Below are 24,436 nucleotides of genomic sequence, written 5' to 3' on the forward strand. Positions count from 1 at the left end.
CCCTTTCCTATGACATTCCCCTGCGCCGCAGTGTGTCGACGAGGACCGCGAGCGCGATGACCACGCCGATCACGACCTGCTGCCAGAACGCCGAGACGGAGAGCAGGTTCAGGCCGTTGCGCAGCACGGCCAGGATGAGCGCGCCGACGAACGTGCCGAGCGCCCGGCCCTTGCCGCCGGACAGGCTGGCGCCGCCGATGACCACGGCCGCGATGGCGTCCAGTTCGTAGCCGGCCGCGGCCTGCGGCTGGGCCGAGGCCAGGCGGCTGGCCAGCACGATGCCGGCGACCGTGGCGAACCCGCCGGACAGCGCGTACGTGATGAGCAGCTGCCGGCTGACCTTGATACCCGACAGCCGGGCGGCCTCCTCGTTGCCGCCGATGGCGTACATCGCGCGCCCCGCGTAGGTCCGGTTGAGGATCACGGCCGCGATGACGCCCATGACCAGCATCACGATGACGGGGACCGGCAGGTAGGTGCCGATCGTGTCGCCCAGGTGGGTGACGGCGTCCGGCATCGCGATGGGGCTGCCCTGGGAGATGACGAGGGCCAGGCCGCGGGCGATGCCGAGCATGGCCAGCGTGGCGATGAACGGCGGCAGCTTGCCGTACGCGATGAGCACCGCGTTGACCAGGCCGCACGCGACGCCGACCGCCAGCGAGACCACGGTGGCCAGCGGCCAGGGCAGGTGCGCGACGCTGGCCGTCCACGCCAGGGCGATCGCGGAGAGCGCGGCGACGGAGCCGACCGACAGGTCGATGCCGCCGGTGACGATGACGAACGTCGAGCCGAAGGCGAGGATCGCGGTGACGGCCGCCTGGACGCCCACGTTGAGCAGGTTCGTCACGCTCAGGAAGTCGGACGACAGCAGCGACAGCGCCACGACCAGCACGACGAGCGCCGCCAGCGCGCCGTTCTCGGCCAGCCAGGATCGCCGGAGGAACACGTTACTTGGCACGCGGACCCTCCACCTCGGTGACCGCCAGTGCCATCACGCCGTCCTGCGTGGCCTCGACCGCGGACAGCTCGCCGACCAGCCGGCCGCGCGCCATGATCAGGATCCGGTCGCTCATCCCGAGCACCTCGGGCAGATCGCTGGAGATCATGAGCACCGCGCGCCCCGACGCCGTGAGCTCGTTGATCAGCTGGTAGATCTCGACCTTCGCGCCCACGTCGATGCCGCGGGTCGGCTCGTCGAGGATCAGCACCCCCGCGTCGGCCTCCAGCCACTTGCCGATGACGACCTTCTGCTGGTTGCCGCCGGAGAGCGTGCGAACCTCCTGGCCCAGGCCGGTCATCCGGATGCCGAGCTGTTCCGCGACCTTCGCGGCGTCCCGGAGCTGGCCCTTCCGGTCGACGAACCCGGCGTGGGTGGCCTCGCGCAGGGTGACCAGCCCGAGGTTCTCGGCGATGTCCGCGCCCAGGACCAGCCCTTGGCCCTTGCGGTCCTCGGGGACCAGTCCGAGGCCGGCCTCCATGGCCGCGTGCACGTCCCCCGGCGCCGGGCGCCGGCCGCGCACGGTGACCTCGCCGGTGTCGTACCGGTCGGCGCCGAAGATCGCCCTGGCGACCTCGGTACGGCCGGCGCCCACCAGCCCGGCCAGCCCGACCACCTCGCCGGCCCGTACCTCGAAGGAGATGTCCTCGAACACACCCTTGCGGCCGAGCTTGGTGACCTTGAGCAGCGGCTCGCCCGCCTGACCGCGCTCGCGCGGGAAATGCTGGTCGATCGGGCGGCCCACCATGAGGCGGACCAGCTCGTCCTGCGGGGTGTCGGCGGGCACCTCGGCGACGGACCGGCCGTCGCGCAGCACGGTCACACGGTCGCCGATCGCCGCGATCTCTTCGAGGTGGTGGGTGATGAAGATGATCGCCACGCCCTCCTCGCGGAGCCGGCGGACGATCGAGAACAGCTTCTCGACCTCGCCGGTGGTGAGCACCGCCGTCGGCTCGTCCATGATCAGGACGCGGGCCTGGAGGGCGAGCGCCTTGGCGATCTCCACCATCTGCCTGCGCGCGATGCCCAGCAGGCCGACGGGCGTACGCGGATCGACGTCCACGCCCACGCGCGCCAGCAGCTCCGTGGCCTGCTCGTGCATCTTCTTGGTGTCGACGAAGCCGAACCTGCGCGGCGGCCGGCCCAGCGACAGGTTCTCGGCCACGCTGAGCTCGGGCACCAGGTTGAACTCCTGGTAGATGGTGGCGATGCCGAGCCGTTGGGCGTCGCCGGCCGTGCGGATGTTCACAGGGTGCGCGTCGAGCAGCACACGGCCCTCATCAGGGTGGTAGGCGCCGGAGAGCATCTTGATCAGCGTGCTCTTGCCGGCGCCGTTCTCCCCCAGCAGGACGTGTACCTCACCGGAGCGCACGGTCAGGTCGACGCCATCGAGCGCGAGCACGCCCGGGAAGCGTTTACGCAGGCCCTCGGCCCTGAGAAGCTCCACCATCAGATGGTGTCCGTCCGTCGCGCCGATGAACAACCAAAAGCGCAGGTAGAACGGCAGGGCTTTACCAGGAAAGTACCAGTCTGGGGTAAACCGCCCCGGTGGTCAGTCCCGCGCCAGCCTCGGTACGAGCCTGAGTGCGTTTCCCGTGTAGACCTGCTCCAGCACATCACGCGGCAGGTCGAGACCGGAGATCGTCCAGCGCCCCATCAGCGGCGGGTCGTCTGGCGAGTGGGCGAACGCCTCGTCGTCGGTCTCCATGAACCGGAAGTGGGTCCGGTAGACCTCCCGGTCCGGCGGGATCTCGTCGGTGCCGAACAGCACCCGGCTCGGGTGGCGCAGCATCAGCGCCCGCGTCGCCCTGGGCTGGCGGCCCAGCTCGGCGATGCGGGCGGCGATGTCGATGTGGAAGTTCGGGTACGTGTCGAGCAGCCGGCTGGCGAAGCCCAGGTTCTCCGGCCAGCAGCCCGCGTGCACGCCGATGACCGTGGTGGCGGGATGTTTGGCGATCATCGCCTCCATCGCGTCCATCAGCCGCTCGAACGGCGGGAACTCCGGCCCCGAGAAGTTCCAGTCCGGGCGGGCGGTCAGCAGTTCGAGCCGCTCGTTGCGCTCGTCGGCGGGCTCGAAGAAGGCCACCGGGTCGGCGGTGTGCAGCGCGATGGGGATGCCCGCCTCGCCGGCGGCCGCCCATAGCGGGTCCAGCCGCGGGTCGTCGAGCATCACCAGCTCGCCGCGGTCGTCGCGGACCCGCAGGCCGACGTCCTTCCAGACCTTCAGCCCCGCCGCGCCCTCGGCCACCGAGCGGCGTAACTGCGCGGCCAGCCGCTCGCCGAAGCCCGGTTCGGCGGTCTGTGCCCAGTCGACGTGGCAGAAGGTGGCGAACCTGCCGGGGTGGGCCGCGTCGTAGCGCTCGATGTTCTCGGCCAGTTCGGCGCCCCAGCGGCCGTCGAGGTTGACCATGCCACGCAGGTTGAGCTCGTCCATCAGGTCGATCAGCGCCGGGACGTCCTTGACCATCCAGCCCCCGTCGTCGCTGAGCCACCGGCCCAGGTGGATGTGGGCGTCCACGGCGGGCACGGCGGCGCGGTCGACCTGGTGGACCGCGACCCGCAGTTGGGACACTGGCCGGTATCGGGACAGCGGCGGGTCGGCAGGGCACATGGCTGCTCCTCGATCAGTCGCGGATGCCGGCGGGCAGCAGGTCGCCGTGGGCCGCGATCAGCTCGTCCACCAGTTCGCGGACCTTGCGGACCGGCAGTGTGGCGGCGGTGTTCGGGTCGAGCAGCGCGGCCTGGTAGACGTGGTCGCGCCGGCCTTCCAGCGCCGCCTTCACGGTCAGCTCGCTGACGTTCAGCATCGTCCGGTTGAGCGCGGCGACCTGGGCGGGCAGCTCGCCGATCCGCATCGGCTGCACGCCGGCGCGGTCGACGTAGCACGGCACCTCCACGCAGGCCTCCTGCGGCAGGTTGGAGATCAGGCCGCCGTTGCGCACGTTACCGTGGATCATCCGGCCGGTGCCGGTCTCCATGGAGTGGATGGCCAGCGACGCCAGCTCCTCGCCGCGCTCGATCGGGACGCCGGTCCCGGCCGCCAGCGAGCGTTTGTACGACTCGTACTCGTCGAAGCCCTCCGCCAGCCACTCCAGGTAGATGTCGACCGGGATGCGGTAGCGCTCGACCTCTTCCTCGTGGGGCAGGAACCAGGGCAGGTACTCGGATCCATGCTCGCTCGACTCAGTCGGGAAGTAACCGAAATTTCGGTACACCTCCACGCGGACACGGCGGGCCAGCTCGGGATCGCTCTCGATCAGCGCGTCGAGCCGCTGGTACAGGTTCTCCCCGCCGCGCTCGAAGCGCAGCACGAACGCCTGGTGGTTCACCCCCGCCGTGACGAACGAGATCTCCTCCTCCGGTACCCCGACCATGCCCGCCAGCGTCCGCTGGGTGTCGCGCGCCGCGTGGCAGACGCCCACCACGTTGCGGAACGGCGTGCCCGCGTAGACCGCCCACGGGATCATCGACATCGGGTTCGTGTAGTTGAACAGGGTGGCGTCCGGCGCCAGTTCGGCCAGGTCGTTGCCGATGCCGACCATGACCGGGATCGTCCGCAGGGCACGGAAGATACCGCCGATGCCGAGGGTGTCGGCGATGGTCTGCCGTACGCCGTACCGGGCGGGGATCGCGAAGTCACGCTGGACGGCGGCCAGGCCGCCGACGGCGATCTCGTTGATCACGTAGTCGGCGCCGTCGAGCGCGGCCCGGCGGTCGGCGTGCGCCTCGATCTTCGCGCCGATGCCCAGCTCACCGACCATCCAGGTGGCCATGGCCTCGGCGGTGGCCAGCCGGGCCTCGTCGATGTCGTGCAGCACGATCGTGGAGGCGGACAGCTCGGGGAAGGTCAGGAGGTCGGACAGGAGATTCTTGGCGAACGTGATGCTGCCGGCGCCGACCAGGACGATGCGGGCCATGGGTTTCTACCTCGATTCCGGGGTGAGCAGGGCTTTTATGGGAAGGGCCTGCCCATGCATGAGCTGGGTGAAAATGTCGGCGCCTTCGTCGAGGGGGTAGCTGTCGACCCAGGTCAGGTCCCATCCGCTGACCAGGTCGATGGCGGCGGCGAAGTCGGTGCCCGTGTAGGCGAAGGAGCCGAGGACGCGTTTCTCGGTGCGTACGAGGTCGGCGGCGTCGAAGGCGGCGGCGGGGTCGGCCAGGCCCAGCCACACCGTCACCCCGCCGGGCCGTAGGTGGGCCACGGACTGCTCGCGGGTGGCCGGCGCGCCGACGGCGTCGAAGATGACGTCGTATTCGCCGGTCAGTTCGGTGCCGGTGGTGGTGGCGCCGAGCCGGGCGGCGGCGGCCAGCCGCTCGGGTGAGCGGTCGGCGACGTGGATGGACGCGGCCTTGCCGGTGTGGGCGGTGTGCAGGCAGGTGAGTCCGATGGCGCCGGCGCCGATGATGGCGACGCGGGCGCCGGCGGGATGGCCGGCCAGGCGCCAGGCGTGCACCGCGTTGGCCAGCGGTTCGATGATGGCGGCCGCGGTGGGGTCGATGCCGCCGGGCAGCGGGATGACCGCGGCGGCGGGGACGGCGACGCGCTCGGCGTAGCCGCCGGGCCGGTGGATGCCGATGATCTGCCGGTTCCGGCAGATGTTGGGTTGTCCCTGGGCGCACAGGTCGCAGGCGCCGCAGGACAGGATCGGGTTGACGACGACGGGTCGCCCGTCGTCCGTGTGGCCGGTGAACTCGTGCCCCATGATCAGCGGCGGTGTCCGGAAGCCGGGTCTCTTGACACCGTGCAGTTCGCTGCCGCAGATGCCGGAGGCGGCCACATGGACGAGCACCTCGCCGGCGCCGACCTCGGGCTCGGGCGCCTCGCGCAGCTCCACCACGCCCGGACCGGTGAACACCAGGGCCTTCACGCGAGCCTGCCGATGGTCGAATGCTGGCGTCTCATAGAGCTCCTGTCTTGATCGCATTCCGTATTACGGAATGTCATTCCGAATCAGCGATAGCAGATCATTGCTGGGAAGGGGATGTCAAGAGGTTGGCGGAGCCGAGAGTGGCTTTTCGCCTGTTTTGGGCTATTCCGAACAATGGAACATCCCACCACAAAGCAGAATCGTGAAACTTTCACCGATATGCCGATACTTTCAAGCGTCAAGCTGCTGAAACGACCCCGAGCTGGAGCGGGTCTTGACCCTGAAGCTGCTGCTCCATAGCGTCCCGATGGATCGAAACTTTCGGGATCGGAGGTTGGGCGCCTGTGTTTGTCTTCAGATCTCTCACCGCGGTGGCGGCGCTGCTCGTCGTGTTCCTGCTGCCGACCACCCCGGCGGACGCGTCGGCGCCGCTGCGCGTGCACGCCGCCAGTCGCGGCAAGTTCATCGGCGCCGCGCTGGCCACCACCCCGCTGGCGAACGAGAGCCAGTACCGCACCATAGCGGCCACCGAGTTCAGCCAGGTCACCGCGGAGAACGCGATGAAATGGGACTCGACCGAGCCGAGCCAGGGCCAGTTCAACTTCTCCGGCGCCGACCAGATCGTCACCTTCGCCACCCAGAACAACCAGCAGGTCCATGGGCACACGCTCGTCTGGCACAGCCAGACGCCCGGCTGGGTGCAGAGCCTCGGCGCGACCGCGATGCGCTCGGCCATGCAGAACCACATCAGCCAGGTCGTCGGCCACTACGCGAACAACGCGACCGTGACCTCCTGGGACGTGGTGAACGAGGTCTTCGACGACAACGGCAACATGCGCACCTCGTTCTGGTACAACACGCTCGGCCAGAGCTACATCGCCGACGCCTTCCGCGCGGCCCGCGCCGCCGACTCCAACGCCCGGCTGTGCATCAACGACTACAACGTCGAGGGGATCAACGCCAAGAGCACCGCGATGTACAACCTGGTTTCGTCGCTGCGCCAGCAGGGCGTGCCGGTCGACTGCGTGGGCTTCCAGGGCCACCTCGCGATCCAGTACGGCTTCCCGAGCCAGGTCCAGCAGAACATGCAGCGCTTCGCCGACCTCGGCGTCCAGGTCAGGGTCACCGAGCTGGACGTCCGGATGATCATGCCCCGCGACGCCACCAAGGACGCCACGCAGGCCACCTACTACCGCGACGTGGTCAACGCCTGCCTCGCCGTCACCGCCTGCGCCGGGATCACGATCTGGGGCTTCACCGACAAGTACTCCTGGGTGCCCGACACCTTCTCCGGCCAGGGCGCCGCGCTGATCTACGATGCCTCCTACCAGCAGAAGCCCGCGTACACCGCCGTGCACGACGCGCTGGCGGGCGGCACGAGCACCGACACCACGCCGCCGACCACGCCCGGCACCCCGGCCGCGTCGAACGTCACCGCCAACTCCGCCACCCTGACCTGGACGGCGTCCACCGACTCCGGCGGCAGCGGCCTGGCCGGCTACAACGTCTACCGCGAGCAGGGCACAACCGATCCACAGCTCGGGCAGAGCACCACCGCCTCCATCACGCTGACCGGGCTGAGCGCCGCCACCCAGTACCAGGTGTACGTACGAGCGCGCGACGGCGCGGGCAACCTGTCCGGCAACTCCGCCCTGGCCACCTTCACCACCACCACCGGAGGGGGCGGCAGCGGGCCGTGCACGGCGACCGGCACCGTGCAGACCCAGTGGGCCGGCGGCTACGTGGTCCAGCCGGTGACCGTCACCAACACCGGCTCCTCGACGATCAACGGCTGGACGGTCACCTTCACCCTGCCCGCCGGCCACACCCTGAGCGGGTCCTGGAACGCCACGCTGACCAGCAGCGGCCAGACCATCACCGCGAAGAACCTGGGCTACAACGGCACCCTCGCCCCGGCCGCCGGCACCACCTTCGGCTTCCAGGTCAGCCGCCCGTCAGGCGACACCGCGACACCGTCCGGCTACACCTGCGCGTCCCCCTGACCGCCTCGATCAGTGACGGGGGAGCGGCCCCTTCGGTGCCGCGCCCCCGTTCGCACCGTCCAGACTCCGGTCAGTGATCCACACCTCGGCGACCTGCCTGTTAGCGTTATCGCGGAGGTGGTGATCCGGATGGCTGGGGGATCGGACGGCAAGGCGCGCACCAGGCCCGCCGTGCTCGGCGACGTGGCCGCGCTGGCGGGCGTCTCGGCGATGACGGTCTCGCGGGTGCTCAACGCGCCCGACCGGGTCCGCGCCGAGACCCGGGAGCGCGTGCTGGCCGCCGTGCGTGAGCTCGACTACTGGCCCAACTCGGCTGCTCGCCAGCTGGTCACGGGCCGTTCGGGCGTGCTCGGCGTGGTCAGCATCGACACCACCCTGTACGGCCCGGCCTCCACCCTCTACTGCATAGAGCAGGCGGCCCGGCTGGCCGGCTACACCGTGAGCATCGCCAGCCTGAGCCTGCTCAACCGCAAGTCGATCGAGGAGGGCGTGCACCGCCTCCGGACCCAGTCCGTCGACGGCGTGGTCATCGTCGCGCCCCACGAGTCGGCGGTCGACGGCCTGCGTTACCTGCCGCCCGATCTGCCGGTGGTGGCCGTCGACGCGGGCAAGGACGTCCCGGTGCCGGTGGTCATGGTCGACCAGCGGGCGGGCGCCGCGCGGGCGACCCGCCACCTGCTGAGCCTCGGCCACGAGACGGTCTGGCACGTGAGCGGGCCGGTCGACTGGATCGACGCCAGCGGCCGGATCGAGGGCTGGCGGGGAGTGCTGGAAGCCGAGGGCCGGCCGGTGCCCGAGCTGTTACGCGGTGACTGGAGTCCCCGCTCGGGCTACCAGCACGGCCGGCGGCTGGCCGCCGACCCGTCGGTCACGGCCGTCTTCGTGGGCAACGACCAGATGGCGCTGGGCGTCCTGCGCGCGATGCGCGAGGCCGGGCGCCGGGTGCCGGAGGAGGTGAGCGTGATCGGCTTCGACGACATTCCGGAGGCCGCCTACTACTGGCCCCCGCTGACCACGGTCCGGCAGGACTTCCGCGAGGTCGGCAGGAGCGCCTTCCACCTGCTCCTCGACCGGATGGCGGGCGCGGAGAAGGAGACCCAGCGGCTGGTGGAACCCGAGCTCGTGGTCAGGGAGAGCACGGGCGCCAGCCGTACACGGTGATCAGCCGAGGCGGATCACGTTCCATGAGACAGGAGGCAGCAGCACGCGGAGCGGATCGTGCTGGACGTCCGGGTTCGGCCGGGGGGCGACGGTGTCCGGCGCCTCGGCCGTGTTGCGGGCGTAGACGTCGGGGCCCGACAGCGTCGTGGCCTCGACGATGCGGCGACCGCCCAGCGACCGCGCGTCGATCTCCAGCGACAGCGGCTGGTCGGTCGAGCGGTTGACGGCGAAGATCACGGTCTCGTCGCCGGAGTGCGTGGCGACCGCGTGCAGCAGCGGCACCTCTCCATACTCCTTGGTGTCGTGGCTCGGAGAGGTCGCCTCGACGCGGAGCACGTCGCCGGCGGCGTACCGGGACGCCTGCGCGAAGGGGTGGAAGGTGGTCTGCCTCCACGCGGACCCGCCGGGCGAGGTCATGATCGGCGCGATCACGTTGACGAGCTGGGCCAGCGAGGCGGAGGTCACCCGGTCGCTGTTGCGCAGGAGGGTGATCAGCAGGCCGCCGAATGCCACCGCGTCCGCCAGGTGGTAGTGGTCCTCCAGCAGCGGCGGCGCGACCGGCCAGTCGCGCGGCGGCTCGGCGGCCTGGAAGCGGGACAGGTACCAGACGTTCCACTCGTCGAACGAGAGGTTGATCTTCTTGCGCGACTTCAGCCGGGCCCCGACGTGGTCGGCGGTGGCCACGACCGAGGAGATGAAGTACTCCATGTCGGTCGAGGAGGCCAGGAAGCTGGCGAGATCGCCGTCCTTCTCCTCGTAGTAGGCATGGCAGGAGACATAGTCGACCACGTCATAGGTCTCCTCCAGCACCGTGGCCTCCCACGCGCCGAAGGTCGGCATCGACGAGCCCGAGCTGCCGCAGGCGACCAGCTCCAGCTCGCCGTCCATCGTGCGCATGGCGCGGGCGGTCTCGGCGGCCAGCCGGCCGTACTCGCGGGCGGTCTTGTGGCCGGTCTGCCACGTGCCGTCCATCTCGTTGCCCAGGCACCACATCCGGATGCCGTGCGGCTCCTTGGCGCCGTTGGCGATGCGCAGGTCCGACAGCGTGGTGCCGGACGGGTGGTTGCAGTATTCGAGCAGGTCCAGGGCCTCGGCGATGCCACGGGTGCCGAGGTTGAGCGCCATCATCGGCTCCACCCCGGCCTTGCGGCACCAGCGGACGAACTCATCCACCCCGACCTCGTTGGTCTCGGTGCTGTGCCAGGCCAGGTCCAGCCGGCGGGGCCGCTCGGCGACCGGCCCGATGCCGTCCTCCCAGCGGTAGCCGGAGACGAAGTTGCCGCCCGGATAGCGGACCGTGGACACGCCCAGCTCGCGGGTCAGGTCGAGGACGTCTCGACGGAAGCCGTCCGCGTCGGCGGTCGGGTGGCCCGGCTCGTAGATGCCGGTGTAGACGCAACGGCCCAGATGCTCCACGAACGTGCCGAAGGTACGGCGGCGTACCGGGGCCACGCGGAAGGCGGGGTCGATGGTGAGATGCGCTTCGTGCACTGTGCAGACTCCTCGAAAGTGATTCCTAAATTGTTAGCGCTCCCATAGCCCGGGTCAAGGGCTCTTGACAGCTCCGGTGTTACCGCAAACACTCGGGTAACCCGAAAAGAGGCTGCTCATGGAAGGTCCCTCATCCGTCTCCCGCCGACATCTCCTCGGCGGCGCCCTCGCTCTTCTCGGTGCCGGCGCGGCCGGCTGCGCGATCCCCATCGGCCTGGGCTCGGCCCAGCGCCGGGTCCGTTACTGGCACTTCCTCGGCGCCAGTGACGGCATCATCATGAACCGGATGGTCGGCGCGTTCGCCAAGGCCAATCCCGACGTCTTCGTCGAGGAGAACGTGCTCGCGTGGGGCGAGCCGTACTACACGAAGATCGCGATGGCCGGAGCGGGCGGGCGCTCGCCCGACCTGGCCACCTTCCACCTGGCCCGCCTGTCCGGGATCGGCGCCGGCCGGATACTCGACCCGATCAACGTCGACCTGCTCGCCAAGAACGGCCTGCGGGCCGCCGACTTCAGCCCGCCCATCTGGGAACGCGCCCACATCGACGGCGAGCTGTACGCCGTGCCGTTCGACGCGCACCCCATGGTCCAGTACTACAACACCGACATCTCCCGAAAGGCCGGCCTGCTCGGCGCCGACGGCAAGCTGAAGCCGACCACCGGGACCGACGAGCTGCTGACCATGCTGCGCACGGCCAAGGACACGCTCGGTGGCAAGCCGCCGCTGGTCTTCGACGCGCTCGGCCTCGGCACCGTGGGCCCGTGGCGGGTGTGGGAGTCCCTGTACGCGCAGAGCGGCGGCACGCTGGTGTCGGACGACGGCGCCCGGATCACCCTCGACGACGCCAAGGCGCTCGACGCGCTGCGGTTCATGCAACTGCTCGGCAAGGAAGGGCTGTGCAGCTCGCGCACCGACTACGGCGCGTCCGTGGCCGCCTTCACCAACGGCGAGGCGGCCTTCCTGTGGAACGGCGACTGGGAGACCACCGGACTGAAGGAGCGCAAGACGCCGTTCAGCATGGCCCGCTTCCCCAGCGTCTTCGGCAGCGGCGCGGCCCAGGCCGACTGCCACTCGTTCGTGCTGCCGCACCAGCGCAGCCGGGATCCGGAGACCGAGGCGGCCACCTACCGGTTCATCGCCTACCTGGTCAAGCACAGTGCCGACTGGGCGGTGGCCGGGCACGTGCCCGCCTACCTGCCCGCGCTGGAGGAGCCCTCCTACCTCGCGCTGCAGCCGCAGTCGGAGTACCGCTCGGTGATCACCGAGGTCGCCCTGGATCCGAAGGTGTGGTTCGCCGGGTCCGCGTCGCGGTTGTGGATCGAGTTCGGCGGCGCGTTCTCGCCGGTCATCAGCGGGTCGAAGACGCCCGAACAGGGCCTGGAGACGGCCAAGCAGGCGCTGCGCCGGCTCATGTCAGCCCCCAACCCCTTCCCCACCAAGGAGGGATGATGGCCGCCACCGTCGCCGCCCCCGTCGCCACCGCTCCCGTCTCCCAGATTCACGTACGGCGCCGCTGGACCCAGCACGGGCTGCTGTTCGTCGCGCCCTTCCTGCTGATCTACGTCGTCTTCCTGGTGTGGCCGACCGTGCTCGGCTTCCGCATGAGCCTGTCGAGCGTCAACATCGCGGGCGGCAACAACGAGCTCGTCGGGTTCGCCAACTACGCCGAGGCGTTCAGCGACCCCAGGATGTGGCACTCGCTGTGGAACACGTTGGTGTTCACCGTGCTGAGCACCATCCCGCTGGTGCTGCTCGGCCTGGGATTCGCCCTGCTGGTGCACAACCTGCGCTTCCTGCAGTGGCTGTGGCGGCTGTCGTTCTTCGGGCCGTTCCTGCTGCCGTCGGCCGTCATCGCGGTGCTCTGGCTGCAGATGATCTACCCGCCCGACTACGGCCTGCTCAACGGCACGCTGGGCACCCATGTCCTGTGGCTGGGCGACCCGGACGTGGCGATGTGGTCGATGGTGCTGACCACCGTCTGGTGGACGGTCGGCTTCAACTTCCTGCTCTACCTCGCCGCCCTGCAGTCGATCCCCCAGCATCTGTACGACGCCGCCGCGATCGACGGCGCGACGGCCTGGACCAAGCTGCGCTCGATCACGCTGCCGCTGCTCGGCCGGACGACCGGGCTCATCGTGGTGCTGCAGCTCCTGGCGTCGCTGAAGGTCTTCGACCAGATCTACCTGATGACGAACGGCGGCCCCGAGGAGGCCACCCGGCCGATCATCGAGTACGCCTACGAGGTCGGCTTCTCCGGCTACCGCATCGGCTATGCGTCGGCCATCACCTACATCCTCTTCGTCCTGATCGTCATCGTGTCGCTGGGGCAGCTCCGGCTGCTCCGCAAGCGCGAGGAGGCCCTGTCATGACCAAGCGGTTCAGCCCCTCCCAGATCATCCTGCTGGTGATCGCGGCGGCGCTCGCCATCGTCTGGATCGCCCCCATCGCCTGGGCCGTCGCCACCTCGCTGAAGCCCGAGTCCGAGACCACCAAGCTCCCGCTCCAGTGGTTCGGCAGCGAGCTCACCCTGGACGCCTACCGGCTGGTGCTGGCGACCGGCGGCATCGTCAAGTGGGCGATCAACTCGACGGTCACCGCGGTCGTCGTCACCTTCATGACCGTGCTGTTCTCGGCGATGGCCGCGTACGGCTTCGCGCGCACGCAGTTCCGCGGCCAGCGGGTGCTGCTGGCGGTCATCCTGGCCGGGATCATGGTGCCGCCGCAGGTGCTCATCGCACCGCTGTTCGCCGAGATGGTGTCGTTCGGGCTGGTCGACACCTGGTGGGCGATCATCCTGCCGCAGGTCGCGGCGCCGCTGATCGTGTACATCCTCTACAAGTTCTTCCAGGACGTGCCGCTGGAGCTGGAGCAGGCGGCCTTCGTGGACGGGGCCGGGCGCTGGCGCGTGTTCTTCACGATCGTCCTGCCGCTGTCGCGCCCGGTGCTCGCGGCCGTGTCGATCTTCACCTTCATCACGACGTGGAACAACTTCCTCTGGCCGTTCCTGGTCTCCACGGACCCCAACACGATGACACTCCCGGTCGGCCTGGCCAACGTGGTGCAGGGCACGTTCGGTCTCCGGTACGCCCAGATCATGGCCAGTGTCGTGCTCGCCGGGCTGCCGCTGCTGGTCGTCTTCGTCCTCTTCCAGCGCCAGATCATCCGGGGAGTCGCCCATACCGGCCTCGCCGGTCAGTGACATCATCAGTCCTTATGCGCTTCCAGCATTCGGACCGGATGTGGGCCGACCACCCGGAGCTCGCGGTCGGCGTGGTCTTCGCCACGGGCATCACGCCGGACGCCGAGCCGGGGGTCGGCCGCTACAACGCCGTCGCCGAGGCCCGGCTCGCGACCGGCTCGGAGTCTGAGCTGCCGGAGATCCAGGCGTGGCGGCGGACCTTCTCGAAGATGGGGCTCAAGCCGACCCAATACCGCTGCGCCTCGGAGTCGCTGCTGCGGCGCTTCAGGAAGGAAGGGTCGCTGCCTTCGATCCATCCTCTGATCGACCTCTGCAACGCGGTCTCGCTCGCGTACGCGATTCCGGTGGCCGTGTTCGACGTCGCGGAGGTCTCCGAGAGCCTGGAGGTACGGCACGCGGCCGGCGACGAGCGCTACCTGACGTTCTCGGGTGAGACCGAGCACCCCGAGCCCGGCGAGGTGATCTTCGCCGACGCCGCCGGTCAAGCCCATGCCCGGCGCTGGACGAACCGGCAGAGCGGCCGCTCTGCCGTACGGGACAAGACCACCACCGTGCTGGTCGTCGCCGAGGCGCTGCACGACACGGCGGCGGCGGACGTCCGCGAGCTCACGACCACGATCGCGGACGAGCTGAGCGCCCTGTGGGCCGCGAAACCGGAGTCCGCGCTGCTCAGCCCGTCGTCGCCGAGGTTCGAGTTCGGGGTGTGACGTCGGGCGCGCCCACCATTGACGAGTTGTCAGTAGGGAGTCTGATGACTGAACCCACGCCTGACCTGCGGATCGACCCGTCCACGGCGACCACGGCGCAGGAGTTCATTCGCAAGCTGAACGAACTGCGAACGTGGGCCGGACAACCATCGCTGGAACGGCTACGGTCGATCAGCACCACCCGCGGCACCATGGTCAGCGCGCTTGCCCCGGCCACCACATCGGAGATCCTGAACGGCAAGCGGCTGCCCCGCCTTCCACGCCTGGCCTTCGTCGAGACCTTCGTCCAGGCATGCCTCGCCGTACGCGGGAAGGCGGCATCCGCGATCGCGGCGGAGGTCGAGGAATGGGGCCGCGTGTGGCGCCGGCTGGCGGCCGCCGATCGCGCCACGCGTGACCTGGGCGCGAATATGGGTGGGGACCCGGTTTCCGGCGCCGGGCGACCGGCCCCGGCGCAGCACGACGCCCCGCAGCAGTTACCGACGCCGGTGGCGGGGTTCACCGGCCGTGACGGGGAGTTGGCCGAACTCGACCGCCTCTACGCCGGCGCCGCTGATCACCCGGCGCTGGTGGTCGTCTCCGGAACCGCTGGCGTAGGCAAGACCGCGCTGGCGGTGGTCTGGTCCCGGACGATGGCCGGCCGGTTCCCAGGTGGCCAGCTTTATGTGGATCTGCGCGGCTACGATCCGGCGGCGCCGATGTCGGCAGGTGCGGCGATGGAGCACATCCTGCGCTCGCTCGGCGCCGAGAAGCTGCCCGCCGATCCCGACCACCGTGCGAGCCTCTACCAGCGCATGCTCGCTGAGCGTGCGCTGGTGCTCGTGTTCGACAATGCCAAGGTGCCCGGCGCCGTCCGGCCGCTGCTTCCCCGGAGCGGCGGGCACCTGGTCGTGGTCACCAGCCGCGACAGCATGGCGGGCCTGATCGCCCGCGAGGGGGCCCGTCGCCTCCTGCTCGGGCCGCTGTCCGACGGCGCCGCTACCGATCTGCTACGCGGGCTGATCCAGGCCGAGGACGGCACCGTCGGCGAAGCGTCCTGCGCCGAGTTGAACCACCTGTGCGCCGGCCTGCCGCTCACCCTGCGCGTCGCGGCCGAACGCCTGTCCTTCAGCCCGAGCACCACGCTGCTGGACCTGATCGCGCAGCTCCGGAGGGAAGACACGCGGCTGGACCTGCTGGACGCCGGCGGCGACACCGGCGCCGGCCTGCGCGCGGTCCTGAACTGGTCCCTCAAGGCCCTGCCGGCCGCGGCGGCTCGGCTCTTCCGCCTGCTCGGGCTGCTGCCCGGCGCCGACTTCGACGTCCACGCCGCCACCGCACTGGCCGATACGCCGCTCATCGAGACCCGCAGGATTCTGGAGGTTCTGCACAGTGGCCATCTGATCGAGGAGACGAGCCGGGGCCGTTACCGGCTCCACGATCTGCTCCGCATGTACGCCGCCGAGCAGGTCTCCGCCCTGGAGAGCACGTCTGGCCAGGCGGGCGCGCTCACCCGTCTGCTGGATTGGTACGCGCACTCGATTCAGTCCGCGGTCGAGGCGGTGGAGTCGTTCCGTCCCCCTTTTCTCCCGCCCGCCCAGTTCGACCTGCCCGCATCGTCGCTGTCGTTCAGGGCTGCCGACGCCGCGTGGGAGTGGCTGGCGGCCGAGCGCGTCAACCTGGTGGCGGCGGTACGGCTGGCGGCGGCGACAGGCAGGGCGGAGCACGCCTGGCGCATCTGCGACAACCTGGCCTGCTTCTTCTACCTGCAAGGCGGGGACGAGGACTGGATCGACCTCCACCAACGGGCGCTGGCTGCCGCCAGGACAGGCCACGACGCACTCGGCGTCGCCGTCATGACGACCGGCCTGGCCTCCGCGTACGGGATCCAGGGCCAGAGGGAACTGGCGTTGGAGCACCGGCTCCACGCGGTCTCCCTCTACCAGCGGATCGGTTTCCGCCACGGAGAGGCGGTCGCCGAGGTCTTTCTCGCTGACGCCTACTTCCGTCGGGGAAGCCTCGCCGAGGCGGAGAAGCACTGCGTGCGCGCTTACACGCTCGCCAGGACGCATGGCGACTACTTCGCGGAGATCCTCGCGCGATGGGGGCAGGCCAGGGTCCACTCCAGGACCGGCCGTCACGCCCAGGCGTGGACCGTCCAGTTGGAGCTGCTGGAACTCGCCGAGCGCACCGGGGCCGAGCAGAGCCGGGTGGCCACCCAGGTGGAGCTGGCCACGACCTATCTGCTCGCGAGCGAGCTCGCCCAGGCCATGACCCACTTCGACCAGGCGCTGCAGGCCAGCCGGCAGATCGGCGACCGGATCAGTGAGGTGCGCTGCCTGACCGGACTCGGCGCGGTGTGGACGCAGCGCAGAGACCCCGAGCGCGCGGTACGTCTGCACGAGCAGGCTCTGGCGCTGAGCGAGCGGCTCTACCTGACGATGCTGACCGCAGAGGTGCTCCAGGAGCTGGCTCAGGCTCACGATGCCTCGGGCAACCTGCCCGCGGCCGACCTCTGCCGCCGGCGGGCGGAAGAGGTCGCCGAGCACAGCGGATGACGCTGGTGATCGGTTGGCCCACCCTCACATTACCTTCTGCTGGTAGGGGTTGATCTTCCGGAGGAGCGGAGACAAGATCTAGTCGGCGTGGTTTCGCTGGTTCAGCCTGGGAGGTCGGACCGGGAGGTCGGATGGGTCTGCCCAATCTCACACGTGAAGGTGCCCGGCGGCGGGCCGAGCTCTTGGAGATCAAGTCCTACAGGGTCCAACTCGAGCTTGATGAGGGGGATGCAGAGGGATTTGGGTCGGTCGCGGCCATCAGGTTTCGGTGCCGGGAGGCGGGGGCGGCGAGCTGGATCGATCTGGTGGCCGAGGAGGTCGTGGAGGCCGTCCTCAACGGTAAGCCTCTGGACGTGTCGGGATACCGGCCTGAAGAAGGTATTGTGCTGCCTGATCTGGCCGAGGACAACGAGCTGGTGGTTCGGGCGCGCTGCGGCTATTCGGTTGCGGGCGAGGGACTGAACCGGTTCGTAGACCCGGTCGATCAGGCCGTCTACCTCTATACGCATTTTGAGCCCGCATACGCCCAGCGGATGTTCGCTTGTTTCGATCAGCCCGATCTCAAGGCCGAACACGAGCTCACAGTCATAGCGCCAGCGGGCTGGAAAGTGGTCGGCAATACTCCGGTCGAGTTCTCGCAGCCGACGCCGCAAGGCATGACCAGGCATGTTTTCGCCGCTACCCCACGGATCTCCACCTATCTCGTGGCATTGATGGCCGGCCCATGGGCGGAGTGGCACGACACCCATCACGACGAGTCCGCCACGATTCCGCTAGGGCTCTACTGCCGTGCCTCGCTGGCTCCTCACATGGACGCCGAGCGCCTGTTTACCGAGACCAAACAGGGTTTCGCCTTCTTCCATCGCACGATCGGCCTCCCGTACCCGTTCGGCAAGTACGACCAGTGCTTCGTCCCCGAGTTCAGCGCCGGTGGAATGGAGAACGCCGGATGCGTCACGCTGCTCGACGAGCTGGTGTTCCGCAGCCGGGTCGCCGAGGACAGCTACGAGCGCCGCTGCGGTGCGCTGCTCCACGAGATGGCGCACATGTGGTTCGGCGATCTGGTGACCATGCGTTGGTGGGACGACCTGTGGCTGAACGAGTCGTTCGCGACTTTCGCGGGTGTGCTCGCCCAGGCCGAGGCCACCGAGTACCGGCACGCCTGGACGTCTTTCGCCTCCATGGAGAAGGCGTGGGCCTACCGGCAGGATCAGATGCCGTCCACCCATCCCGTGGTTGCCGATGTCCCGGACGTGCGGGCCGTCGAGCTCAACTTCGACGCCATCAGCTACGCCAAAGGCGCGAGTTTGTTACGGCAGCTCGCCGCCTACGTGGGCAGGGAGTCGTTCTTCGCGGGGCTGCGCTCCTACCTCACCGAACACGCATGGGGTAACGCCTCGTTGTCCGACCTTCTCCGTGCTCTGGGTAAGGCCTGTGGCCGGGATCTGTCGTGGTGGAGCGAACAATGGTTGGAGAGCATCGGGCTCACGACGCTGCGGGCCGAGTTCGCCCTCGACGTTGAAGGCCGCTTCATCCGCTTCGCCGTAACGCAGAGCGAAGCCCGGCCCGGCGGCGGCGAACCTCGCTGTCTGCCAGTGGCGATCGGGATCTATGCGGATGACGGCACCGGTGGCCTGGTCTGTACCCACCGGGTCGAAACGGACGTCGCAGGCCCGCGCACCGAGGTGCCCGAAATGGTGGGAGCACCAGGTGGAGGTCTGGTGCTGCTCAACGATGACGAGGTCGCCTACTGCCAGACGCGCCTCGACCCCGGCTCGCTCGCCACTCTCGTCGAGCGGATCGGTGACATCACCGATCCGCTCGCCCGCACGATGTGCTGGTCCACAGCCTGGGAGATGACCCGGGACGCCGAGTTCAGGGCACGTGACTTCGTCAAACTCGTCCGGCATGGGCTGCCCGCCGAAGCCGACCCGGGAACCGTCGGCCTCCTGCTGCAGCGTGCGCACACCGCGCTCGACGCGTATGGCGACCCGGCGCGGGCGAGGCCCGGTTGGCGTGAGCACATCACGTGGCTGATGGACCAGGCCACGGCGGCAGAACCAGGCTCGGACCGCCAACTCGTCCTTGTAGGCGCGATAGCCGTAGCCGTGCTCGACGAGGACCAACTCGCCACGGTGCGAGGCTGGCTGGGCGGTTCATCGCCGCTGCCCGATCTCGCGCTCGACGGCGAGCTGCGCTGGCGGCTCACGCAAGCCCTTGTCGCGCATGACCAGGCAGGAGATCGAGAGATCGGCGCGGAACTGGAGCGCGACGCAACCTCGCTCGGAAGACTCCATGCCGAGCGGACCCGGGCTCTGATGCCCTCGCCGCAGGCCAAGGAGGAGGCCTGGCAGAACGCCTTCCGAGGCGACCTGCCCACCGCGGCCGCCGAGTCCCTCGCCTCCGGCTTCTCCCACCCGGCCCAGCGAAGGCTGCTCGAGCCGTTCGCCCCCCGGTACTTCGCCGAGATCGCAGACGCGTGGACAAGATGGGAGAGCGGCGGTGGGCGCCAGCTGGCGATGCTTCTCTTCCCCTCCTGGGCGGCCTCCACCGAGACGGTCGCGGCGGCCGACACCTGGCTCGCCGAGCATCCCCACCCGCCGTCCCTGCACAGACTGGTAGCCGAGGGCAGAGATCGGATGGTCAGAATGCTCAAGGCCCGCGCTTTCGACCAAACGGCCTGACCGCACCGGAATCAGCCGTGGGCGCCTGCCTCCACCTGGTCGGGATCACCGAGCCAGGTCGACACGCCTTCCTCAAGGGCTTTGAGGTCATGGTCGCCATCCGAGGCCCACGCGACATGACCGTCGGGACGCACCAGCAGCGCCGGCCCGTCCGAAGACTCCGCGTGGATGAGACGCCCGCGCCGCCCCTCGGCGGCCGAGGCCAGAGTGGCCGGGCCTACGAGGACGGCCTGCCCGTGCCGCATCACGTCATCGAGCCTCCCCCCGCCTGCCAGGTCGAGGTCGGGAGCACTGCGGCCGACGAGCGGGTGGTCGCCCGGCAGATCGTACCGCTGTGAGGTACCGGTCAGCTTCGTCACCATGTGGGTGGCTCCGTCCGGGGTGCCGAGCAGATCCCCCATGATCCTCCGCAGGGATTCAGTCCTCGGATCCAGCCGCATCAGCGCGATCTGCGCGCGAGTCCAGTCCAGCACCCACGCACCAACCGGATGCCGCTCCCGCGTGTAGGTGTCGAGCAATCCGCTCGGAGCCCAGCCGCGCACCGTCGCGGCGAGCTTCCAGCCGAGGTTCATCGCGTCGCCGATCCCGAGGTTGAGCCCCTGCCCGCCGAACGGGGAGTGCACATGCGCGGCGTCACCCGCCAGAATGACCCGCCCCTTCACATAGGTGCTCGCCTGACGGGCGTTGTCGGTGAACCGGGTCGCCGTCTCGATCGAGGCCACCGTGATGTCGGTTCCCGAGACTCTCCGCAAGCTGGCTTGGAGCTCCGACGGCGTGATCGGGCTGTGCCGGTCGTCGGGCGGACCGTCCATCTCGACCGTGAGGATCCGGTTGGCCAGCGGGGTGTAGACATAGAAGCCTGTCCCGGTGCGGTTCCAGCCCGCGCGCAGGACCTCCGGGTTCTCGAACTCCGCCAGCGCCTGCCGTCCGGTGATCTCAGGGTCGGTTCCCGGGAAGTCGAAACCGGCGCTCCCGCGCACCATGCTGCGGCCGCCGTCGGCACCCACGAGCCAATAGCAGCGCAGACGCTCGCCAGAGGCGAGACTCACGTCAACGCCGTCCTCGTCCTCGGTGAAGTCCGTCGGCTCCGCCCCCCTGCGGAGATCGACCCCGAGGTCGACGGCGTGTTCGGCCAGGATCCGCTCCAGCGTCTGCTGGCTGAGGGGCAACATGTCGCGCGGCATATCGGGCCCGCCGAAGCGCGGATCGCCGTATTCGACCTGGTCCCTCGGGATGGTAAGGCCCGCGAAATGGCCGGCGGCGTTCGCGAACGCCGGATCGGGCGGTGGCAGCGGGCGGCGCCGGGTGGCCAACGACGCCAGGACGTTCCGTGTGTGGAGTCGCTGCGCCTCGAGCACCCTCGGAAGCAACCCACGCCTGCGCAGGGCTTCCACGGTCGAGATGTGAAGCCCGAATGCCTTGATCGTCTGATCGGTGTCGTATCTGCGTTCGGCGACCATCACCCGCACCCGCGCCAGGGCCAGTTCGCAGGCGACCATGAGGCCGACTGGCCCACCCCCTACGATTATCACGTCAAAATGCTCGGAGAACCGCGCAGCGACCGATTTCATGTTTCCGACGATACTTGCGACACCTTGCCTGCCACAATGCGCAATGGCACAATGGTTCCGCAGGCCACGAAAATACGACATTGACGTGTGCGCTAACCGCGGAGGCCCGATGAGCGCCGATATGGCACTCCACCAGAAGATTATTTCCATGGCGGACCTGGTCACTCCTATGGCGGTGCGAGCAGCGGTCACCCTGCGCATTGCCGACCACGTAGGCACAGGTCAGCTGCCTCTTCAGGAGCTGGCGCGCCTCACTGCCACTATGCCGAGGCCGCTCGAAAAGCTGCTAAAGCACCTGGTGACCCTGAATATCCTGAGCCAAGATGGCGACCTTTATCAGCTCACCGAACTAGGCGCGGCGCTGCGTCGCGAAAATGGCCGTTTCTGGCCGTTCGAATCGCTGGACGTCGAGGGGCTAATGGGCCGGACAGAATTGTCGGCAATTCATCTCCTTCACACTTTGAGGACCGGTGAGTCGGTCTACCACGGTATGTATGGGACCGATCTATGGGCCCATGTCAATGAAGTGGGGAACGTCGAGGACGAGTTGTGGTCGCACGCGGTGCCGCCGGGCTTCGACATCGAGGTGGTCACCAGGCATCCCTGCTGGAAGGAGGCCCGCACGGCGGTGGACGTCGGCGGCCACACCGGCGCTCTGGCGGAGGTGCTGATCTCTGAATACCCGGCGCTGCGGGTGACCGTCCTGGATCTGCCGGTGTTCGCGAACGTGGCACAACGCCGCTTCAGCGCAGCCGGGACCGCCGATCGCGCGACCGCGGTGGGCGGCAGTTTCTTCGACCCGCTGCCCGAGGGCGCCGACGTCTACCTGCTGTCGGCCATCCTGGCCGACTGGGATGACGCCGACGCCGTGCGGTTGCTGCGCAACTGCGCCCAGGCCGCAGGTCCGCAGGGCAGGATTCTCTTGTCCGAGGTCTGCCTGAGCGAACGCGTCCGGGCGGTCGACACCGGTATGGCCCTGTGGCTGGAGGCGGTCATGGCCGATCCCGACAGAACCATCGACGATCTCACCGCACTCGCCGCCGAAGCGGGGCTGGAGACCGGAAGAGTCGATGAGGCGATGACCCGTGTCGCCCTCGAGCTGCGTGTCCGGTAGCACCAGCGTCATCCCGCCACCAGGCTCTGCAGCAGCGCGAGCCCGACCAGAAGCGCGGGTCCGCGGGCCAGCTGGCGCACCAGCCCCACTGGGGTCGGGCCGAAGACTCCGAAGTCGATCAGGCCGCCGCTGTAGTCCATGGGCGGTCTGGTCGCCACCCGGTAGCTCACCGCGACCGCGCCCACGGCCGAGATCACCGCGGCGATCGGAGGGATCCCCGAGATCACGGCGGTCACCGTCACCCAGATCACCGCGCCCGCCGCCGGGACCACCAGATGGGCGGCGGTGAGCAGCCGGTCCGATCCGCCGAGCGTCCGGCGGATCGCGGGCGAGCGTGAGACGATCCGCAGCCCTCCGGCGAGCCGGTCGACGGCCAGGAACGCGATGATGACCTGCAGGGCCGACAGAAGATCGGACACCCCGCTCATATGCGCCGCGTAGGGGACCGCGATCAGCGCCGCCCAGATGAACAGACCGGTACGGCCGCGGCGCACCCGGGCAAGATCGGCCCGCACCAACGCACCGAACCGGCCTCCCCTGATCGGCGCCGGACGCACCCTGGCCACCCTGCGCGCCCGCCGCTCAAGCACGACAGGCCAGAACAGGGTGGCGTCGAGTGACATGATCGACGCCCGGGTGGCGTTCGCCAGCTCCACCCCGGACGACAGGGTCGACCGCGAGACCGAGCCGAGGCCGCGCCGACCGAGGACGACCACGACCAGGAGCAGGACGACGACCATCAGCAGCGCACAGGCCTGGTACACCACGGAATCGAGCCGCTCAGGGCCCGGCAGCGGATCACCGGGGTGCGCGATCAGCGCGACCACCCCGGCACCGAAGATCGCGCATGCCACGGCGTTGAGCCACTGCTGCACCCGGGCGACCGACCGCAGCCGGGCCTGTGCCCAGACGCACACGCACGTCACGGACGAGCCGATGGTGGCCCACGACACGAGCCACGGCACGGCCGGGACGGGAAGCCCGGCCGCCGCGGCAAAGGCGACGCCCAGCAAGGTGCTGGCAATGGCGCCGACCGCCGTCGCGAGAGCGAAGCGGCCGAGGAGGAGCCGCCCCCGGTCGACCGGTGTGCTGAACAGCCAGGTGCGCTCGGGCGCATCGACATGCAGTGGCCCGAACGCCAGCAGCGCCTTCGCCAGGAACACGAGGCACAACGCCATGACGACGACCGCCATCGACCGCACAATCTCGATCGAGGCGAGCGGCTCCTTGCCCGCCGTCCCAAGCCCGGCGCCAACCAGCCGGACGGCGACAGTCCCGGGAACCATGAGGTAGAGGAGCCGCTCGAACAACAACGACGCCGTGAACGCCGTAGGCGGTCGCGTCCTCCTGGCCCGGACCCATCCGCGTAGTTCGGCCGCGCTCGGCGTCGCCCGCATGGTTTCGGTGACCCTCATTGCACGACTTCGATGATCCGGTCCGCGACGGCGTCGATCAGCTCGCGGTCATGGGAGGCGAACAGAATGCCCACGCCCGCGGCCTTCTCCGCACGCAGCCGGTCGGCCAGCCAGGCCCGGCCCTGGGCGTCCAGCCGCTGTTCGGGCTCGTCCAGGACGAGGACGCGGCGCGGTCGCACCATGCAGGAGGCCAGGCCCAGCCGGTGCCGCTGGCCGCTCGAGAGAGTGACAGGCAACTGATCGGCTGCCCGGGCCAGGTCGAGGTCTGCCAGGATCGCCTCGACCTCAGCCTCAGGGTCAGCCGTTCCGTGCGCCCACGCGTAGAGCCGAAGATGATCGACCACCGACAGGTCGGGGAAGTAGTCGACGTCATCGAGCAGGCAGGCCATCGCCGCCCGCACCACGGGATCTGACTCGAAGAGCTCTTCCCCGTCCAGTGTGATCTGGCCTTCGTCGATGTCCTCGCAGCCGGCGACGCACTTCAGCAGCGTCGACTTCCCCGAACCGTTCGGCCCGGCGACGGCCAGCGCCTCGCCGGGACGCAGTGAGAAGCCCACCCCACGCAGGATGGGCATCCCACCGTAGGACTTGCTCAGCCCTGTGACCTTGAGAACCTCCGTCTGCCCTGCACTCTCACCGAGATCTTCGCCGGATTTCTGAACGGCTTTCACAGTGCTCACCTCGTCAC

18 protein-coding genes are annotated in these 24,436 nt (G+C 69.3%); 9 read left to right on the top strand and 9 right to left on the bottom strand.

Annotated elements, in window-relative coordinates; translation table 11 throughout:
- Positions 1 to 7: 7 nt before the first annotated feature.
- The 5 genes from ACGFNP_RS50470 to ACGFNP_RS50490 all read right to left on the bottom strand — a co-directional run bounded on the left by ACGFNP_RS50470 (position 8) and on the right by ACGFNP_RS50490 (position 5,865).
- Entirely contained in the window at positions 8 to 958 is a 951-nt protein-coding gene (locus ACGFNP_RS50470) for an ABC transporter permease (protein WP_358320228.1), read from the bottom strand.
- Positions 948 to 2,444, bottom strand: coding sequence for a sugar ABC transporter ATP-binding protein (locus ACGFNP_RS50475; RefSeq protein ID WP_393330470.1), 1,497 nt, complete (start codon positions 2,442 to 2,444; stop codon positions 948 to 950). Before ACGFNP_RS50475 ends, ACGFNP_RS50470 begins: the two co-directional genes overlap by 11 nt.
- A 105-nt stretch (positions 2,445 to 2,549) precedes the next feature.
- Positions 2,550 to 3,608: an amidohydrolase family protein gene (locus ACGFNP_RS50480; RefSeq protein ID WP_393330473.1), complete on the bottom strand. Its 1,059-nt coding sequence runs from the start codon at positions 3,606 to 3,608 to the stop codon at positions 2,550 to 2,552.
- 13 nt (positions 3,609 to 3,621) lie between these two features.
- Positions 3,622 to 4,914, bottom strand: coding sequence for an alpha-galactosidase (gene melA / locus ACGFNP_RS50485; RefSeq protein ID WP_393330475.1), 1,293 nt, complete (start codon positions 4,912 to 4,914; stop codon positions 3,622 to 3,624).
- 6 nt (positions 4,915 to 4,920) lie between these two features.
- Positions 4,921 to 5,865, bottom strand: a complete 945-nt coding sequence (locus ACGFNP_RS50490) for an alcohol dehydrogenase catalytic domain-containing protein (RefSeq protein WP_393330477.1) — start codon at positions 5,863 to 5,865, stop codon at positions 4,921 to 4,923.
- A 344-nt stretch (positions 5,866 to 6,209) separates the two neighbouring features.
- Between ACGFNP_RS50490 and ACGFNP_RS50495 the strand changes: the two genes are divergently transcribed.
- Both ACGFNP_RS50495 and ACGFNP_RS50500 read left to right on the top strand, forming a co-directional pair.
- On the top strand, positions 6,210 to 7,868 hold the full coding sequence (locus ACGFNP_RS50495; protein WP_393330480.1) for an endo-1,4-beta-xylanase: 1,659 nt from the start codon (positions 6,210 to 6,212) through the stop codon (positions 7,866 to 7,868).
- A 129-nt stretch (positions 7,869 to 7,997) separates the two neighbouring features.
- Complete coding sequence (locus ACGFNP_RS50500) at positions 7,998 to 9,029, top strand: LacI family DNA-binding transcriptional regulator (protein ID WP_358320211.1); 1,032 nt, start codon at positions 7,998 to 8,000, stop codon at positions 9,027 to 9,029.
- Here ACGFNP_RS50500 and ACGFNP_RS50505 read toward each other — a convergent pair whose 3' ends face one another.
- The gene (locus tag ACGFNP_RS50505) at positions 9,030 to 10,520 is read right to left on the bottom strand and encodes an alpha-N-arabinofuranosidase (RefSeq protein ID WP_393330483.1); all 1,491 of its coding nucleotides are present in this window, start codon (positions 10,518 to 10,520) and stop codon (positions 9,030 to 9,032) included.
- 118 nt (positions 10,521 to 10,638) lie between these two features.
- Between ACGFNP_RS50505 and ACGFNP_RS50510 the strand changes: the two genes are divergently transcribed.
- From ACGFNP_RS50510 to pepN, 6 genes are all read left to right on the top strand, one after another.
- Entirely contained in the window at positions 10,639 to 11,970 is a 1,332-nt protein-coding gene (locus ACGFNP_RS50510) for an extracellular solute-binding protein (RefSeq protein ID WP_393330486.1), read from the top strand.
- Positions 11,970 to 12,890 carry a sugar ABC transporter permease gene (locus ACGFNP_RS50515; RefSeq protein WP_358320203.1) on the top strand — a complete coding sequence of 307 codons (921 nt, stop codon included), beginning with the start codon at positions 11,970 to 11,972 and terminating at the stop codon, positions 12,888 to 12,890. Before ACGFNP_RS50510 ends, ACGFNP_RS50515 begins: the two co-directional genes overlap by 1 nt.
- The gene (locus tag ACGFNP_RS50520) at positions 12,887 to 13,720 is read left to right on the top strand and encodes a carbohydrate ABC transporter permease (RefSeq protein ID WP_358320200.1); all 834 of its coding nucleotides are present in this window, start codon (positions 12,887 to 12,889) and stop codon (positions 13,718 to 13,720) included. The genes ACGFNP_RS50515 and ACGFNP_RS50520 overlap by 4 nt, the downstream gene beginning before the upstream one ends.
- A 14-nt stretch (positions 13,721 to 13,734) precedes the next feature.
- A complete protein-coding gene (locus ACGFNP_RS50525; RefSeq protein WP_358320197.1) occupies positions 13,735 to 14,427 on the top strand; it encodes a phenylalanine--tRNA ligase beta subunit-related protein in 693 nt (230 codons plus the stop codon).
- A 44-nt stretch (positions 14,428 to 14,471) separates the two neighbouring features.
- Complete coding sequence (locus ACGFNP_RS50530; RefSeq protein ID WP_393330490.1) at positions 14,472 to 16,964, top strand: ATP-binding protein; 2,493 nt, start codon at positions 14,472 to 14,474, stop codon at positions 16,962 to 16,964.
- A 131-nt stretch (positions 16,965 to 17,095) separates the two neighbouring features.
- Complete coding sequence (gene pepN / locus ACGFNP_RS50535) at positions 17,096 to 19,648, top strand: aminopeptidase N (RefSeq protein ID WP_393330492.1); 2,553 nt, start codon at positions 17,096 to 17,098, stop codon at positions 19,646 to 19,648.
- Positions 19,649 to 19,659: 11 nt separating this feature from the next.
- Here pepN and ACGFNP_RS50540 read toward each other — a convergent pair whose 3' ends face one another.
- Entirely contained in the window at positions 19,660 to 21,300 is a 1,641-nt protein-coding gene (locus ACGFNP_RS50540) for an FAD-dependent monooxygenase (protein WP_393330495.1), read from the bottom strand.
- A 28-nt stretch (positions 21,301 to 21,328) separates the two neighbouring features.
- Between ACGFNP_RS50540 and ACGFNP_RS50545 the strand changes: the two genes are divergently transcribed.
- A complete protein-coding gene (locus ACGFNP_RS50545) occupies positions 21,329 to 22,333 on the top strand; it encodes a methyltransferase (RefSeq protein ID WP_393330497.1) in 1,005 nt (334 codons plus the stop codon).
- An 8-nt stretch (positions 22,334 to 22,341) separates the two neighbouring features.
- Here ACGFNP_RS50545 and ACGFNP_RS50550 read toward each other — a convergent pair whose 3' ends face one another.
- Together ACGFNP_RS50550 and ACGFNP_RS50555 are read right to left on the bottom strand one after the other, a co-directional pair.
- Positions 22,342 to 23,748, bottom strand: a complete 1,407-nt coding sequence (locus ACGFNP_RS50550; protein WP_393330500.1) for a DUF6297 family protein — start codon at positions 23,746 to 23,748, stop codon at positions 22,342 to 22,344.
- Complete coding sequence (locus ACGFNP_RS50555) at positions 23,745 to 24,323, bottom strand: ATP-binding cassette domain-containing protein (RefSeq protein WP_393330503.1); 579 nt, start codon at positions 24,321 to 24,323, stop codon at positions 23,745 to 23,747. Before ACGFNP_RS50555 ends, ACGFNP_RS50550 begins: the two co-directional genes overlap by 4 nt.
- Positions 24,324 to 24,436: the final 113 nt, after the last annotated feature.

The organism is Nonomuraea sp. NPDC049269 (genome assembly GCF_043197155.1).
Classification (GTDB): Bacteria; Actinomycetota; Actinomycetes; order Streptosporangiales; family Streptosporangiaceae; genus Nonomuraea.